Here is a 15,785-nt window from a genome sequence, read left to right as displayed (position 1 = left end):
TCAGCAGCCCTAAGCGGTTTCCCAGGGAACCGGGCGCCCCATTCCCGACACATCGCTGCCCGCTCCGAGCACCCGACAGTGATTCCAGTAGTCATCTTCCGAGCCCTCAAGGCCGTCGAGATGCAGGCGGACGGATGGGATAGGCCAGCTGTGTTCCATTGCAGCCAGCGCGATCAGCTGTTCGCAAACGTCTTCGTCCGGTGCATCCAATCCGGACAACAAGCGCTCGAACGCTTCATAGAAATCTTCCTCGGGATCGTTCAGGGCGGCAATTTCGTCCATTTCGATTGAAATGAACTCATACGGTGCGTCTTCAATCACCCGTTCGAGCATGTTCACGTACGGAGCAAGATCACCGATACCCTTGAATGCCTGGACGACGCCTGTGCGGCGGCGCCGAAGGGTTTCGAGCACTTTCTGTTTGGGTGCCGAAGGTGCCTGTCCGATCACAACTTCGCCATCGACTTCGAAATCAGCCCGCTGGAAATCCTCGGGTGTGAAAAGCGCCGGCCACAGCAGCGGTATGCAGTAGACATCGTTTGCCAGTGTCTGCACGTCGGAATCGTAGTCGACGGAGAAGCTGGGATAGATGCCCGGCAGGGGGCTGCAGCACAGATAGGATCGATTGGACATTGATCGGCCCGCAAAGGCTCCAAGCGTGGACGTCCGGTGCCAGCAATACCATCAGATTAGTTGCATATTGCAAAGTGAACGTGGCTGTCCGCTTCGACGTCGTTGGTTGCACTCCATCCCTAGCTGCCCGGCCCGGTGCGCCGAACAGGTATCATCCCTGTTCCGCGCACTTCACAGGATGTGAACGAAACGCGGAAACCTCCTCCCCCCAGGACCCCTTGCACGCATGCGCATCCTGCTTGCCCGCCACGGCGAAACGCCGTGGAACGCCGAAGGCCGCTACCAGGGCCAGATCGATATTCCGCTTTCGCCGATCGGCGAAGCCCAGGCCCAGGCGCTTGGCGCCCGCTTGGCCTCGGTGGACATCACCCGTGCCGTTGCCTCGCCGCTGTCGCGCGCGCAGCGCACCGCGCAGCTGGCGCTTGGCGCCGCCCGCGCCGACATGCTGCTGACCGAGCCGGAGCTGCAGGAAATCGCCCACGGCGAATGGGAAGGCCTGCTGGCCAGCGAAATCAACGAAAAGGATCCATCGCGCCTGCAGGCCTGGCGCGAGGAACCGGATACCGTGCTGATGCCCGGCGGCGAATCGCTGCGCCTGGTGCTGGAACGCAGCTGGCGTGGCCTGGCCCGTGCCACCGAAGGCCTCGGCGAGCACGACACCCTGCTGGTGGTCGCGCATGACGCGGTCAACCGCGTGATTCTGTGCAAGGTGCTGGGCTTGCCGATCTCCCGCCTGTGGACCTTCCGCCAGGCACCGACCACGCTCAACCTGCTCGAGGGCGCCGACCTGGACAGCCTGGAAGTGGTGCGCCTGAACGACTGCGCCCACCACACGCCGTTCTTCGGCGAAGCCAAGCACCGCGCACTCTGACCCGCCACACCGAACCACCTGTACCTGCTGGAAGCACTGCCGTGACGAACACCCCGACCACCCTGGCCGATTGGCTGGATTACATTGAACGCCAGCACCCGGCGACCATCGACATGGGCCTGGAGCGCGTGCGCACCGTGGCCACGGCGATGGGGCTTGGCGCGCCGGCCGGGCGCACCATCGTGGTCGGTGGCACCAACGGCAAGGGCTCCACCGTGGCCTTCATCGAGGCCATCGGCCGTGCTGCTGGTTGGAAGGTCGGTGCCTACACGTCACCGCATCTGCTGCGCTACAACGAGCGTGTGCGCATCGACGGGCAGGATGTGGACGATGCAGCGCTGGTCGCTGCGTTCAACGCCATCGAGGCCGCGCGGGGCGAGACCACGCTGACCTATTTCGAGTACGGCACGCTGGCCGCGCTGCAGTTGTTCACCGACGCCGGGCTGGATCTGGCGGTACTGGAAGTGGGTCTGGGTGGCCGCCTTGATGCGGTCAACATCGTCGATGCCGACGTGGCGGTGATCACCACCGTGGACATCGACCATGCCGAGTGGCTGGGCGAGGACCGCGAAGCGATCGGCACAGAGAAGGCCGGCATCATCCGTGGCTGGAAGCCGGTGATTCTGGGCGAGACCGATCCGCCGTCCAGCGTGCTCGCACGTGCCTATCTGGTGGGTGCCAACGCGATCCGCGGCGGCAGCGATTATTTCTACGAACCGATCGATGCACAGCGCTGGCGCTGGCGTGATGTCGGCCTGCGCATGGAGCTGCCGACGCCGGCGCTGGCCGGCCCGATCCAGCTGGCCAATGCGGGTGCCGCCATCGCCGCCCTGCGCGCGCTGGACAAGCCGGTGCCGCGTGCGGCGTGGGCCGCCGGTATCGCGGCGGCGCGTATTTCCGGCCGCATGCAGGCATTCGAGCGGGATGGCGTGCAGATCCGTGTGGACGTGGGCCACAACCCACAGGCAGCGGGCCAGCTGGCGCGTGCGCTGAAGGCCGAGGTCTCGGCCGGGCGCACCCTGGCGGTGTACGCCGCGCTGCAGGACAAGGACGCGGTGGGCGTGGTGCAGGCGCTGCAGGATGTGGTGGGCGAGTGGACCCTGGCCGGGCTGGATGGCCCGCGTGGGCAGAGCGCCACCCAGCTGCAGGAGCGCCTGGCCGGCACGGCTGCGGCCAAGGCGCCGCTGGCCGACAGCGTCGAACAGGCACTGGCGCAGGTGCTGGCCCAGGCCGAGCGCGGCGACCGCGTGCTGGTGTTCGGCTCCTTCCATACCGCCGCGGCTGCCCTGCAGATGCTGCAGGGCGATGCCTGATCCGCGTTCAGCCAACGCCGACGCCGTCCGGTCCGGCACCCGTATAATCGACGGCAACCTCCGGACAGTTGCCTGCCTCACGTGGATACGCCTCTGAAACAGCGTCTGATTGGTGCCATCGTGCTGGTGGCGCTGGCCGTGATTTTCCTGCCGATGCTGGTCAAGGGACCGGCACCGGACAGCGGTGTGGCCAATGTGCCGATCGCCGCGCCGGATGCACCGGCCGATGGCCAGTTCGAAACCCGTGAGCTGCCCTTGGTCGCCCCGGCCGGTGGCGCCACGGGCCTGCAGACCGGACAGGCCAAGCCGCTGCAGGATGCCGCCACGCCGGCCACGCCGCCGACCGTGGACACGTCGCCGACGGTTGCCGCCGGCAACTATGCGGTCACCTTCGGTGCCTACGGCAGCAAGGCCGATGCCGATGCCGTGATCGCCTACCTGAAGCGCTCGCAGCTGCCGGGCTTCACTGAAACCGCCACCATCGGCGGCCGTCAGGCATGGCGTGTGCGGGTCGGGCCGTATGCCGACCGCGCCCAGGCCGAGGCGGCCCGCCTGCAGGCGGTGAAGATCCGCGCGGATGTGAAGGCCGAAGTGATCACTCTGGACGCGGCGGCCGGCAGCAGTGCCCCGGTCGCGGCCACTCCGGCATCGGCTACGCCGAGCGCCAGCACTCCGTCCGCAGCCACTGCGCCGTCGGCCAGCAGCAACCCGGTCCGCAGCGAAAGCCTTCCGCCGAGTACGCCGACCGCAACGACCACCCCGGCCGCCAGGCCGGAACCGCCGAAGCCGGCGCCGAAGCCCGAGCCGAAGCCGGAGGCCACCGCAAGCAAGCCGGCGACGGCGCCGACCACGCCGGCGGCACCGGCTGCCAGCGGCGTCGGCTTTGCCGTGCAGCTGGGCGCGTTCGGTCAGGCCAACGATGCCAATGCCCTGCGCGACAAGGTCCGCGCCGCCGGTTTCAGCGCGTTCGTTGAACAGGTGCGCACGGACAAGGGCACCCTGCATCGCGTCCGCGTCGGGCCGGTGGCCAACCGCGCCGATGCCGAGCAGCTGAAGGCGCAGGTCGCCGCCAAGGTCGGCGTGGCCGGCATGGTGCGACCGCACCCATGACCCACGCGCAGCCCCGTTGCCAGCGCCGCCGAAGGAGCGGGGCGCCATGATCGACGTTGTGCTGCTGATCGTGATCGCCGCCTCCACCCTGCTGGGGATGCTGCGCGGCTTTGTGGGAATCGTCATCGGCACCCTGTCGTGGCTGCTGGCCGCGTGGGCGGCCTTCGCCTTCGGCAATGATGCCGCCCATTGGTGGGCCGCCCCGGCGGCCCCCGGTGGCGAACACTTCGTCGGTGGCTACCTGGGGGTCGGCATCGGCGTGATGATCGTGGTCGCGGTGATCGGCATGGTCATCAAGGCCCTGGTCCACCGCAGCATGCTGACCAGCCTGGACCGCCTGCTGGGCGGGGTGCTGGGCGCGGTGCGGGGCGGCCTGATCGCCGCGATCCTGCTGCTGCTGGGCAGTTTCACCCCGCTGACCGCCGAGCCTTCCTGGCAGCGTTCGGCGGTGCGCCCACTGCTGAACCCCACCGTTGCCTGGATGAACAGCAAGCTGCCGCACTGGGAGGTTCCCGGCGCCGATCTGCTGCCCAAGGGCTTGCCCACCGACGCCCTGTCCCCATCTGCATTGATGGAGTTGGGGAAGAACGCAGGCGCCGGGTTGGGAAAGCCGGGCGCGGCAGGCGATAATGGCATCCTCAACCAGGTAGTGGCAGGCAGCGGATGGCTGCGGCCTGCGAAAGCGGAACAGGGCGATTCCTACGATCCGGCCGAAGTGCGTCCGGACGCCCCAGCACTGCCGGACAGTATCGAGCCGGGCGATCCGGCCAATGTCGACCGCGCGCGCGGCGACCACCGCGGCCAGGTACGGCCACCTTCCTTGTAACTGGGCAAAGCCCAGCGGAGACCTCGCACCATGTGTGGCATCGTCGGAATCGTCGGCAACCAGAACGTCGCCGGGCAGTTGTATGACGGCTTGACCGTCCTCCAGCATCGCGGCCAGGACGCAGCAGGCATCGCCACCGTCAATGGCAGCCGCCTGCGGGTGCAGAAGGCCACCGGCCTGGTCCGCGATGTGTTCGATGCCCGCACCATGTCCACCCTGGAAGGCAGCGTCGGCATCGCTCATGTGCGCTACCCGACCGCCGGTTCGGAAGGCATGGACGAGGCACAGCCGTTCTACGTCAACTCGCCGTACGGCATCGCGCTGGCCCACAACGGCAACCTGATCAACACCGAGGCGCTGCGCCAGCAGGTGTTCGAACAGGACCGGCGCAACGTCAACACCGATTCGGACAGCGAAGTGCTGTTGAACGTGTTCGCCTACGAACTGGAGCAGCAGCGCCAGCTCAGCCCGGAAGCGGCCATCCGTGCCGTGGCTGGGGTGCACCGCCGCTGCAAGGGCGGCTATGCGGTGGTCAGCGTGGTGCTGGGCCTGGGCCTGGTCGCCTTCCGTGACCCGCATGGTATCCGCCCGCTGGTGCTGGGCAAGCGCAGTCACGCCGAGGGTGATGAGTACATCGTGGCGTCCGAATCGGCCGCGCTGGACGTGCTGGGCTTCCAGCGCGTGCGTGACGTGCAGCCGGGCGAAGCGCTGGTGATCACCGCGCGTGGCGAGCTGTTCTCGGAGATCTGCGCCGAGCCGGCCGAGCACACCCCGTGCATCTTCGAGTACGTGTACTTCGCACGCCCGGATTCGATGATCGACAACGTGTCGGTGCACAAGGCGCGCATGCGCATGGGCATCAAGCTGGGCGAGAAGATCCTGCGCCTGCGCCCGGACCACGACATCGACACCATCATCCCGATCCCGGACACCTCGCGCGACGCCGCGCTGGAGATCTCCAACGTACTCGGGGTGAAGTACCGCGAAGGCTTCATCAAGAACCGCTACATCGGCCGCACCTTCATCATGCCGGGGCAGGGCGAGCGCGTGAAGTCGGTGCGCCGCAAGCTCAATCCGATCCACCTGGAATTCCGCAACCGCGTGGTGCTGCTGGTGGACGACTCGATCGTGCGCGGCACCACCAGCCAGCAGATCGTGCAGATGGCCCGTGATGCAGGCGCACGCAAGGTCTACCTGGCCAGCGCGGCGCCGCCGGTGCGCTACCCGAACATCTACGGCATCGACATGCCGGCTGCGGAAGAGCTGGTCGCGCACAACCGCAGCGTGGAAGAGATCGAAGCCCACCTGGGCTGCGACTGGCTGATCTACCAGGATCTGGAAGACATGGAAGCGGCAGTGAGCGAGGGCAACCCGGCGCTGCGCAACTTCGATTCGTCCTGCTTCAACGGCCACTACCCGACCGGTATCGAGCCGGGCTACTTCGAGCGCATCCAGCAGCTGCGTTCGGACGATGCCAAGCACAAGCGCCGCGCCTGAGGTCCAGGCGTGGTTGACGTGCCCGACGTTGGTGGTGATCTGCTGCGTGCGGCGCAGCAGTGCCTGGCCGAAGCCGACCCGCTGCGCAAGGTCGCGCTGACCCAGGCGTACGCCGCCGCGTTCCGTGCCGGTCGCCTGAGAGTGGCCGCCGATGCGCCGCCGCCGGAACCGATCCGCATGCCCGGCCGGCCGTCGCAACTGGTGCTGGTGCATCCGCGCGAGGTACCGCGGCGCGGACTGGGCGGCGTGGAAGGGCGGGCCGCCTTCATCCACGCCATCGCCCATATCGAACTCAACGCGATCGACCTGGCCTGGGATGCGGTGTACCGCTTCCGCGGCCTGCCGCCGGCGTTCCATGCCGACTGGGTCAGCTGTGCCGACGACGAATCGCGGCACTTCATGTTGCTGCGCGAACGCCTGCAGGTGCATGGCCACGACTATGCCGATTTCCCCGCGCACAACGGCCTGTGGGAAATGTGCGAAAAGACCGCGCATGACGGCTTGGCACGCATGGCGCTGGTGCCGCGCGTGCTGGAAGCGCGCGGCCTGGACGTCACCCCGGGCATGATCGAGAAGTTGCGCAGCGTCGGTGATGGCGAAACCGCCGACGTGCTGGAAGTGATCCTGCGCGAGGAAGTGGCGCATGTTGCCGCCGGTTCGCGCTGGTACCGCTGGTACTGCGACCGCGCCGGTGTCGAGCCGCGCGCACGTTTCAAGGAACTGCTGGTGGAGTACGCCGGCGGCTACCTGCACGGGCCGTTCAACATCGAAGCGCGCCTGCTGGCTGGTTTTGATGCGGATGAGCTCGCCAACCTGGTCGAGCAGGCGGGTTGAGAAGAGGGGGACGGAGGGGATCAAGGCGTTAATGCCACAAACGACTTGATCCCCTCCGTCCCCTTTTTCTTATGCATTCGGCAACACCACGCGCTTGCCGTCCACGGTCGGCCGGTTGATGTAGAACAGGCCGGGACCCGGCCGGTACGGCAGTTCGCTGACGCCGGCATCGGCGGCGTAGGTCAGTGCGGTGTCGCCCAGTGCATCGAAGTTCCAGTGCGCTGACTGCATCAGGTAGCGCCGCCGCAGCAGCGCCTCCTGTGTCTGCGTCAGCGGCTGTCCGGCCACCAGGCGGCGTGCGATCGGCTGCAGGGCGGATGGCAGCTCCCAGCCGGGAACTCCGGCCGCATTGGCGGTCCATTGCACGCCGGCATCGATGGCCTGCTGCTGCATCACCAGCAGTGCGATCAGTTGATAACGCCAGTCGATGCGCCGACGCAGCACCACCGCGGCCGTCACATACAGCACCGGTGACAGCAGCACGCTGCGGCTGCCGGCGCGACGCTGCTGCTGCCACTGGTGCCAGACATCCACCCAGATCTCTTTTTCCCCAACGCCCAGCTGCTGCCGCCAGCGTTCGGCATCGGCCTGTGTTTCAGCGTAGGCCGTGGTGGCCTGCAGCAACGCCAATGGTGGGACCTGGTAGTCGGCAACCGCTGGGCGGCGCAACTGTTGCCGGCGCGGTCGGCTGAGCAGCTTGGGGCCTTCCTCCAGCTGGTTGTAGCCACCACCGATGTTGGCATGCACACCGGGCAGGACGATCTCGGCGAATGGCGGCGCCACGCTGGTCAGCGGATAGTGCTGGCGATGTTCATCGCGTGCAGTGAGCTGCACGACGCGACCGGCGATGCCGCTGTGCAGGGCCAGCTGCGGCTGCTCATCGGCGCGGCCGCCATTGACTGCGACCACGGTGTCGAACAGTCCGATGAAGCGCAGCACCGGTGTGGCGGGGGCGAAGTCCGCAGTGCAGGACAGGCCGGCGCCCTGCAGCAGCTGGCGCCAGCGCACGCTGTCCCAGCCCTGCAGCTGGTTGGCGATATCACGTGCCGCGGCAGCGCCGCGCGAATAGCCGAACAGATCCAGCTGCACGCCACGCAACGGTCGCTGCCAGCGCGCGGACAGCTCGGCCAGTGCCGCCGGCAGCAGCACCTGCAGCGCGCGCTGCGCTTTCGCACGAACGCCACTGGCACCGATACCGAAGGCCAGTCCGATCAGATCATCATCGGCATCATCGCGGGTGCCCACGCCCTCCACATAGATCGACAACGAAGGTGCGCCCATCGCATTGCGGCGGCTGTCCGGATACAGCTGCTGCAGGCGCGCGATGTTGGTCAGGCCGTTGTCGTAGCTGCTGGTCAGCCGGCTCTGGTAGGTCGAATCATCATCCGCGCGCAGCTGCGCCGGACGTGGCTGCGGAACCTGTGGGCGACCGCGTGCCAGGTTGTGTGCGTTGTTGCGGGTGCCATCGAAGAACAGGCCAATCCGCAGCATGCCGACATCTTCATCCGTGTCCTGCGATGGTGCCATGTGCATGTCCCGTCGTGACTGCGTCACGGTAGCGCGAAAGCGGTGTATTGACGAAGTGTAGTGGCGCTTTTGACCTTACTTAACGCAGATGCGGTCGATCACAGTTCCTGATTTTCATTCCCATCTTCTATTGAATTCACACGACCCGCGCAGGCCATATGGCCAGACCCGGCAAACCCGGGCGTGCTGCATCAACGCTGTTCACATCATTCAAGGAGCGACGCAATGTTGTCCAGATCGATTGGCAAAGCGGCAGGTGGCCTGGTGTTGGGTTTGTCGGTGGCAGCGGCCGCGCATGCGGCACCGTTGTTCGAGCCGGTGACGGTCATCAGCCGGGCATCGGCAAACAGTGAGCCCGCGCTGGGCAAGCTGCTGGCCACCCCGTCTACCGCGACGGTACAGGAAGTGCGTGTCGACGCTGCTGCCACCGCGCAGCCGCAACTGGAGTTCGAACTGCTTGGCCAGCGCGTGCAGGCGGTGCGCAGCAAGGTGGAAGCCCTGCCCGATGGCGGCAGCATCTGGTACGGCCAGTTGCGTTCGCCGTCCGATCGGCTGACTGCCGCCACTTCGAACGGTCAGGATGATCCTGGCAATTCAGTGATCCTGGTGCGTTCGGGCAACACCCTCACCGGCTCGATCCGCAAGGACGGCAAGCTTTACCGGCTGCGTCCGCTGGGCAACCGCCATGTACTGGTGGAAGTGGATGAATCGCGGATGCCGGCCGATCATCCGGCCGACTACAACCAGCTGCCGAAAATCCCGATGGGCAACAATGACCGCATCGGCATCGCGCAGGCCTCGTCCGGCACCCCGGCCACCATCCGCGTGCTGGTGGTGGCGACCAATGCAGCGGTAACGGCCTATGGCGGCAACATGCAGTCGCTGGTGCAGCTGGCGGTGGCCGAATCCAACCAGGGTTACGTCAACAGCAACGTTGGCATCACCCTGCAGCTGGCCGGCTATGAAACCACCAACTACACCGAGTCCGGCAACTTCACCACCGACCTGACCCGCTTCCGCAACACCAGCGACGGCTACATGGACAGCATCCACACCAGCCGCAACAACACCGCGGCCGATGTCGGCGTCCTGCTGATCAACAACACGAGCTACTGCGGGTTGGCCTCGGGCATCGGCTCGACGGCATCGACGGCCTTCGCGGCGGTGTACTGGGATTGCGCGACCGGCTACTACTCCTTCGCGCATGAGATCGGCCATCTGCAGAGTGCGCGGCACGATATCGCCAGTGATCCCAGCACGTCGCCCTATGCCTATGGGCACGGCTATCGCTACGAGCCGTCCTCCGGTTCGCGCTGGCGCACGATCATGGCCTATGACTGCTCGGCCGGTTGCCCGCGCCTGAACTACTGGTCCAACCCGAACATCAGCTACAACGGCATCCCGATGGGCAATGCCAGTACCGCCGACAACCAGCGCGTGCTGGTCAATACCAAGGCCACCATCGCGGCCTTCCGCTGAAGCCAGTCGCCGACCGGGGTCGGCGTCTACCCGGGTGCGTGCACCTGCCCTGGTAGATGCCAACCTTGGTTGGCACCCTGCGATCCATCATTCGCGCGCGAGCGTATCCAGCGACCAGCCGCCGGCATCCACGCGCAGTACCGATCCCTGTTCGTACCAGTCGCCCAGCACGATGCGGTTGCAGGTGCGGCCACCGGCCTGCAGCGTGTGCACCGCCGGACGATGGGTGTGGCCGTGGATCATGGTGTCCACGCCATGGCGCACGAGGGTGGCGTCGACTTCGGCCGGAGCCACATCGGTCACGGTCTCGAACTGCGCACGATCGCCCTGCTTCATTTCCGACTGGCGGGCCTGGCTGGCGTCGCGTGCCTTCTGCGCGAAGGCGATGCGTGCAGCCAGCGGCTGTGACAGGAACTGCGCCTGGAATGCCGGGTCGCGCGTCTGTGCACGGAACTGCTGGTAGGGGATGTCGTCCGTGCACAGCAGGTCACCGTGCTGCAGCAGCACCGGGCGACCGTACAGCTCGATCACGCACGGGTCGGGCAGGATGCGCAGGCCGGCACGGCGCGCATAGTCTTCGCCGAGCAGGAAGTCGCGGTTGCCGCGGATGAAGTACACCGGCACGCCGCTGTCGGAGAGCACCTTCAGCGCGTCGGCCACTGCATCGGCGGCGGGCGAGGGCGTGTCGTCGCCGATCCAGGCTTCGAACAGGTCGCCGAGGATGTACAGCGCATCGGCGCCGGGCGCCTGATCGCGCAGGAAGCGCAGGAACAGGTCGGTGATCTCCGGACGGCTGGGGTCCAGGTGCAGGTCGGAAATGAACAGCGTGGTCATGCCTGCATTCTAGGCCATCAACGATGACGGTAGCGCCGGGCCATGCGCGGCCGGCGCGGCGGCCATCACACCGGCAGCGGCAACCAGGCCAGGCTGGCCGATGCCAGCAGGATGGCAATGCCGGTGGCGGCCAGTACATCGGACGGGTAGTGCAGGCCCAGCACCACCCGCGACAGCGCGACGCCGAAGGTGAACGGGACCAGCAGCGGTGCCAGCCACGGGTAGTAGGCCAACGCGACGATGGTGAACGACACCGCGTGCAGGGTGTGCCCGGAGGGGAAGCTGAACTCGTCCAGCGGTGCCACCCAGGCACGGATGCGCAGATCGGCCGCATACGGGCGGGGACGCCGGGTCCAGCGCTTGAGGCCTTTGTAGAGCAGCAGCGCGGCCAGCCCGGTGGCTGCCATGTGCACGGAGGCGCGCAGTCCGTCGAAGCCGTCGAGCAGCACCAGCGCGCCCATCAGCACGTACCAGAACACGCCATCGCCGAGACGGCTGATGACCGAGAACAGGCGACGCACGCGGCGACGCCGGCAGTAGTGGTTGGCCCGGCGGCAGAGCCGCGCCTCGCGGCCGGCCAACAGCTCAAGCGGCGTGGTGCGCATGGCCGCTCCTCCGCGACTGGGCCAGCTCGGACAGCAGCGCATCGAACTCGGCAACCACCTGCTGTGGATGCAGGCGCTTCATCGCACGCGCGGCGCTGCTGCCGAATTCGCGGCGCCGTGCATCATCGGCGGCCAGCTGCACGGCTGCCTCGATGAACTGCTCATCGTTTTCCACGGCCGCGCCGTTCTCGCCATTACGCAGGTATTCGCGGGCCGCACCGTAGTCGAATGCGACGGTGGCCAGGCCGCTGGCCATGCTTTCCAGGGTCACGTTGCCAAAGGTCTCGCTGCGGCTGGGGAACAGGAACAGGTCACCGCTGGCGAAATGCCGCGCCAGGGCCTCGCCGCGCTGGATGCCGCAGAAGATGAAATCCGGGTTTTCATGTGCCAGTTTTTCGCGGGCCGGACCATCACCTACCCAGACGAAGCGGGCTTTGGGCCGGATCTGCTGCAGGCGCCGGAAGGCTTTCACCGCCAGGCCAAGGTTCTTTTCCGCGGCGATGCGGCCGACATGGATCGCGACCAGGCCATTGCCGTCCACGCCCCATTCCTCGCGCAGCCCCGGGTCGCGCCGGCCCGGATCGAACTGCTGGCTGTCGACCGCACGTGCCAGCAGGCGTACACGTTCGAAACCCTGTTCGCCGAGGAACTGCTGCAGTTCGCGGGTGGGTACCAGCGTTGCGTCGGCCTGGTTGTGGAACCGGCGCATCCAGCGCATCGCAGCGGCCTGCAGCCAAGCGACGCCGTAGTCGGGCAGGTACTCGTCGAAGCGGGTGTGGAAACCACTGGCGACTGGAATGCCAAGGCGGCGCGCGGTGCGCAGCGCCGACCAGCCCAGCGGGCCTTCGGTGGCGATGTAGACCGCATCGGGACGCTGCTGCTGCCAGTGGCGGTTGAGCCGGATCGGTGCAGGCAGGCCGAAGCGCAGGCCGGGGTAGCGTGGCAATGCGGCACCCGGAACCAGCAGCGTGCCTGGCGCCGAGTCCAGCGCTTCGCTGGCCTGGCGTGGCCGGATCAGGTCGATGTCATGGCCGGAAGTGCGCAGTCCCTGCTCCAGGCCCTGCACGGTCAGGGCAACGCCGTTCACTTCCGGCGGGTAGGTCTCGGTGACGATGGCATAGCGCATGGCGGGCCTCCGGGTTTCCGGCATGCTCGGGCCTGGCGATGTAGCGGATATGACCGCTTTGCGACCACGGGATGACGGCGGTCCGGTTCCCATGGAGCCACGGCCCCGAAGGGCCGTGGCGGTGGTGCAGGGAGCGCGGTGGATCAGAAGCGCTGCTGGTATTTCATGTAGATGAAACGACCGATGTCGAAGCCACCGTAGTAGGAGAAGTTGGCGCTCGGCTGGCTGTACATGATCGGCCCCTGGCGGCCGAATACATTGTTGGCACCGATCGAGACGGTCGCATCCCATGGCAGGTTGTAGCGTGCCTGCACGTCGTGGAAGGTGACCGATCCGCGACGGTTGTAGTCACGGCTGCCACTGAACCACGGTGCGCGCTGCCCAGGGTGCGAACACTCACCCGGGTACGTGGCCGCATCCAGGCAACGTTCCTTGACCGCGGAGAAATAGCGCAGGCCCCAACCCAGGCCGAGGTTGCCACGTTCCCAGCCCAATGATGCGTTGGAGCGCACACGGAAGCCGATGCCGCCGTTGGTGGCAATGCCATTGCTGGGGATGGGGGGGGCATCCACCTCGTTAGTGGTCCGTTCTTCCGCAGCCACCACATAGGTCGTCTTCCAGTCGGCGCTCAGCGTGCCCCAGGACGTTTCGAACTTGTGACCGATCTCCAGGTCATAGCCTTCGGCCTGGCGGAAACCGCTGTTGCGGCTGCCATAGCTGAGCGTGTTGACGATGCCCAGTTCCGGGTCGCGGGTGAAGCTGCCGCAGCGCTCGGCGATGCCCAGTTCGTAGCAGTCGCGGAGGATGTCATTGGGATGGTCGGCAACGATGGTGTTGTCGATGCGGACCTTCCACCAGTCCAGCGCGATGTTCAGTCCTTCAGCAAACGTCGGGCTCCAGACCAGGCCCAGCGTGCGGCTGGTCGAGGTTTCCGGCTTCAGGTCGGGATTGGAGCCGTTGGTGAAGGGCAGGGGCGTCTGCCCGCTGCTGCCGGTGATCGGCTCGTTGCCCTGGCCTAGCTGGCGGTAGCTGTCTGCGTTGGCGATGTCGGCGGCGCAGCGTGCACGTACCTCCGGGCTGCTGGCGGCCGCGCCATGGACGGTATCGCAGGGATCACGGAAGCCGGTGGTGAAGGTCTGCGAGCCGCCACCGTACAGATTCGAGATGGTCGGCGCACGGAAGCCCTGGGCCCAGGTGCCACGGACCAGCAACTGGTCAATCGGCTTCCAGGAGACGCCGAACTTGCTGTTGAGGGTTCGGCCGAAGGTGGTGTAGTCGGAGTAGCGCGTCGCCGTGTCGAGGGTCAGCTGGCGTGCACCGGGCAGGTCGTGCAGCAACGGCACGCTCAGCTCCAGATAGGCCTCGTCGACACGGTAACCACCGCCGGTGGGGCCCGCCGCCAGGTTGGTGGTGGCACCGGTCTGGGCCAGCGCGTCGGGAATGAAGCGACCCTCCTCGCGGCGGCTCTCCACGCCCAGGGCGAAGCCCAGTTCCCCGGCGGGCAGCGTGGCAAGGCCGCCACTGAGGCTGGCGAACAGGTTGCGGGTGGTGTTTCGGCCACGGGTGAGTTCCTCGGGGAACAGCCAGTCCTGCAGTTCGCCGTTGCCGGTCAGGCCGTACGGGTCATCCTGGCCATACGGCACCAGCGGATTCCAGGGCTTGCAGCCGGCAATCGGCGCGTCCGGTGTGCCGCATTCCACCTTGCCGGTGGCCGGGTTGTAGAACGAAGGACCGGTGGAATCGGCGACGCGCTGCTTGTGCAGGTTGCCGGTGGCTCGCTGCTCCAGCTCGCTGCGGTTGTACTGGTAGCCGGCTTCCCAATCGAACTCGCGACCGACGAACTGGAAGCTGCCTTCAAACGCTGCGACACCCTGCCAGGTGGTCAGTTCGCTGATGCTGACGCGCGGAATTTCCCAGCTGCGGCGGTTCCAGTGCACATCGCTTGGGCGTTCATAGCCGTGGTGGCTGCCGAACGGGTTGAACCAGCTGTCGGCGGACATCGGCGTGATGCCGGCTGCACCGGACTGGAACGGATAGCCGGCAACCTGGCGCGTGGTGGTGCGTCGGTTGTAGGCCAACTGGGTGTTGAAGCGGATCTGGTCGTTCAGATCCATGCGTGCGTCGACGAAGAGCGAATCGCGCTTGATCGGCGTCTGCACGTGCATCTGTTCGTTGCTGTTGCTGACGTCACCGGTGAACGGTGTGTTGTCACTGAGGTGGAAACTGTCCGGCCCGCCCGGCTGGCTGCCGCGATCGAGTGAATAGCTGCAGCCACGGGCGCTGCTGCAGCCCGGGCCCTTGAAGCCGACGATGCGCCCCCACTGCCCGACCGTGGTCCAGCCATCGTCCGGATGACGATCGGTATAGGTGTAGGCGCTGAAGCCGCGGTCCTTCGCCCATACGCCCTTCTCTTCGACATGCTCGGCGGCGACGCTGATCAAGGCGCGGTCATTCGACCAGCCGGCAACCACATCGTACTGGGTGCGGGCACCGTCGCCTTCGCTGAACTGCCCATGGTAGACGTTGGCAGTCACACCCTGGACGTTGCGCCGGGTGATGATGTTGACCACGCCGGCCATCGCGTCGGAACCGTAGATGGCCGAAGCGCCGTCCTTCAGTACTTCCATGCGCTCCACGGCAGCGGCGGGAATGCTGGAAATGTCCTGGTAACCCGAAGTGGTCATGCCCAGGCGCTTGCCATTGACCAGCACCAGCGTGCGCTGCGCCCCCAGCCCGCGCATGTCCACGTAGCTGCCGCCGGAGGCTTCGCCGCTGCTGAGTGGGCTGGCGCGGCTGAGCGCGGGGCTGCCGGTCGCGGTCAGGTTCTGCAGGATGTCCGCGACGGAATTGAAGCCCTGCCGCTCGATGTCGGCGCGGCTGATGGTCAGCACCGGCTGTGCGGTTTCCAGGTCGACCTGGCGGATGCGCGAACCGGTGATCTCGATACGGTCCAGCGTGGTGGCTTCCGGTGCATGCTGGGCGAATGCGGGGGCGGCCAGTGCGGTGGTGGCCGTCATCGTCAGTGCACGACGGATCGCCAACCCCAGTTCGGGAATACGGATGGTCATGGGTCTCTCTCTCGGTCTTCGAAGTCTTCGGAACACAGCCAAGCGGGGCTGCGTAAATGCCA

13 protein-coding genes are annotated in these 15,785 nt (G+C 66.7%); 7 read left to right on the top strand and 6 right to left on the bottom strand.

Annotated features, from left to right (window positions below):
- Positions 1–9: 9 nt before the first annotated feature.
- A complete protein-coding gene (locus RI032_RS04835) occupies positions 10–633 on the bottom strand; it encodes a hypothetical protein (protein ID WP_111104139.1) in 624 nt (207 codons plus the stop codon).
- A 226-nt stretch (positions 634–859) separates the two neighbouring features.
- Between RI032_RS04835 and RI032_RS04830 the strand changes: the two genes are divergently transcribed.
- The 6 genes from RI032_RS04830 (at position 860) to RI032_RS04805 (ending at position 7,084) form a co-directional block, all read left to right on the top strand.
- Positions 860–1,504, top strand: a complete 645-nt coding sequence (locus RI032_RS04830; RefSeq protein ID WP_010483945.1) for a histidine phosphatase family protein — start codon at positions 860–862, stop codon at positions 1,502–1,504.
- Positions 1,505–1,545: 41 nt separating this feature from the next.
- Positions 1,546–2,817, top strand: coding sequence for a bifunctional tetrahydrofolate synthase/dihydrofolate synthase (gene folC, locus RI032_RS04825; protein ID WP_010483943.1), 1,272 nt, complete (start codon positions 1,546–1,548; stop codon positions 2,815–2,817).
- 81 nt (positions 2,818–2,898) lie between these two features.
- Positions 2,899–3,927, top strand: coding sequence for an SPOR domain-containing protein (locus tag RI032_RS04820; RefSeq protein WP_010483942.1), 1,029 nt, complete (start codon positions 2,899–2,901; stop codon positions 3,925–3,927).
- A 46-nt stretch (positions 3,928–3,973) separates the two neighbouring features.
- On the top strand, positions 3,974–4,753 hold the full coding sequence (locus tag RI032_RS04815; RefSeq protein WP_019336370.1) for a CvpA family protein: 780 nt from the start codon (positions 3,974–3,976) through the stop codon (positions 4,751–4,753).
- Positions 4,754–4,783: 30 nt separating this feature from the next.
- Positions 4,784–6,250, top strand: coding sequence for an amidophosphoribosyltransferase (gene purF, locus RI032_RS04810; protein WP_010483938.1), 1,467 nt, complete (start codon positions 4,784–4,786; stop codon positions 6,248–6,250).
- Between the two features lie 9 nt (positions 6,251–6,259).
- Positions 6,260–7,084, top strand: a complete 825-nt coding sequence (locus RI032_RS04805; protein WP_322547938.1) for a ferritin-like domain-containing protein — start codon at positions 6,260–6,262, stop codon at positions 7,082–7,084.
- Positions 7,085–7,153: 69 nt separating this feature from the next.
- Here RI032_RS04805 and RI032_RS04800 read toward each other — a convergent pair whose 3' ends face one another.
- On the bottom strand, positions 7,154–8,611 hold the full coding sequence (locus tag RI032_RS04800) for a DUF2235 domain-containing protein (RefSeq protein WP_322547937.1): 1,458 nt from the start codon (positions 8,609–8,611) through the stop codon (positions 7,154–7,156).
- A gap of 225 nt (positions 8,612–8,836) precedes the next feature.
- Between RI032_RS04800 and RI032_RS04795 the strand changes: the two genes are divergently transcribed.
- Complete coding sequence (locus RI032_RS04795; protein WP_010483932.1) at positions 8,837–10,090, top strand: zinc-dependent metalloprotease; 1,254 nt, start codon at positions 8,837–8,839, stop codon at positions 10,088–10,090.
- Between the two features lie 87 nt (positions 10,091–10,177).
- On the opposite strand, the gene lpxH is transcribed toward RI032_RS04795, so the two are convergent.
- From lpxH to RI032_RS04775, 4 genes are all read right to left on the bottom strand, one after another.
- On the bottom strand, positions 10,178–10,924 hold the full coding sequence (lpxH, locus tag RI032_RS04790) for a UDP-2,3-diacylglucosamine diphosphatase (RefSeq protein WP_322547936.1): 747 nt from the start codon (positions 10,922–10,924) through the stop codon (positions 10,178–10,180).
- Between the two features lie 65 nt (positions 10,925–10,989).
- On the bottom strand, positions 10,990–11,529 hold the full coding sequence (locus tag RI032_RS04785) for a phosphatase PAP2 family protein (RefSeq protein WP_010483928.1): 540 nt from the start codon (positions 11,527–11,529) through the stop codon (positions 10,990–10,992).
- Positions 11,510–12,655: a glycosyltransferase family 4 protein gene (locus RI032_RS04780; RefSeq protein WP_322547935.1), complete on the bottom strand. Its 1,146-nt coding sequence runs from the start codon at positions 12,653–12,655 to the stop codon at positions 11,510–11,512. Before RI032_RS04780 ends, RI032_RS04785 begins: the two co-directional genes overlap by 20 nt.
- A gap of 143 nt (positions 12,656–12,798) precedes the next feature.
- Positions 12,799–15,723, bottom strand: a complete 2,925-nt coding sequence (locus RI032_RS04775; protein WP_322547934.1) for a TonB-dependent receptor domain-containing protein — start codon at positions 15,721–15,723, stop codon at positions 12,799–12,801.
- Positions 15,724–15,785 lie beyond the last annotated feature (62 nt).

This window comes from Stenotrophomonas geniculata (assembly GCF_034508895.1).
Classification (GTDB): domain Bacteria; phylum Pseudomonadota; class Gammaproteobacteria; order Xanthomonadales; family Xanthomonadaceae; genus Stenotrophomonas; species Stenotrophomonas geniculata.
Note: the sequence above shows the minus strand (reverse complement) of the source record. Positions and strands in the feature narration are given on the sequence as shown.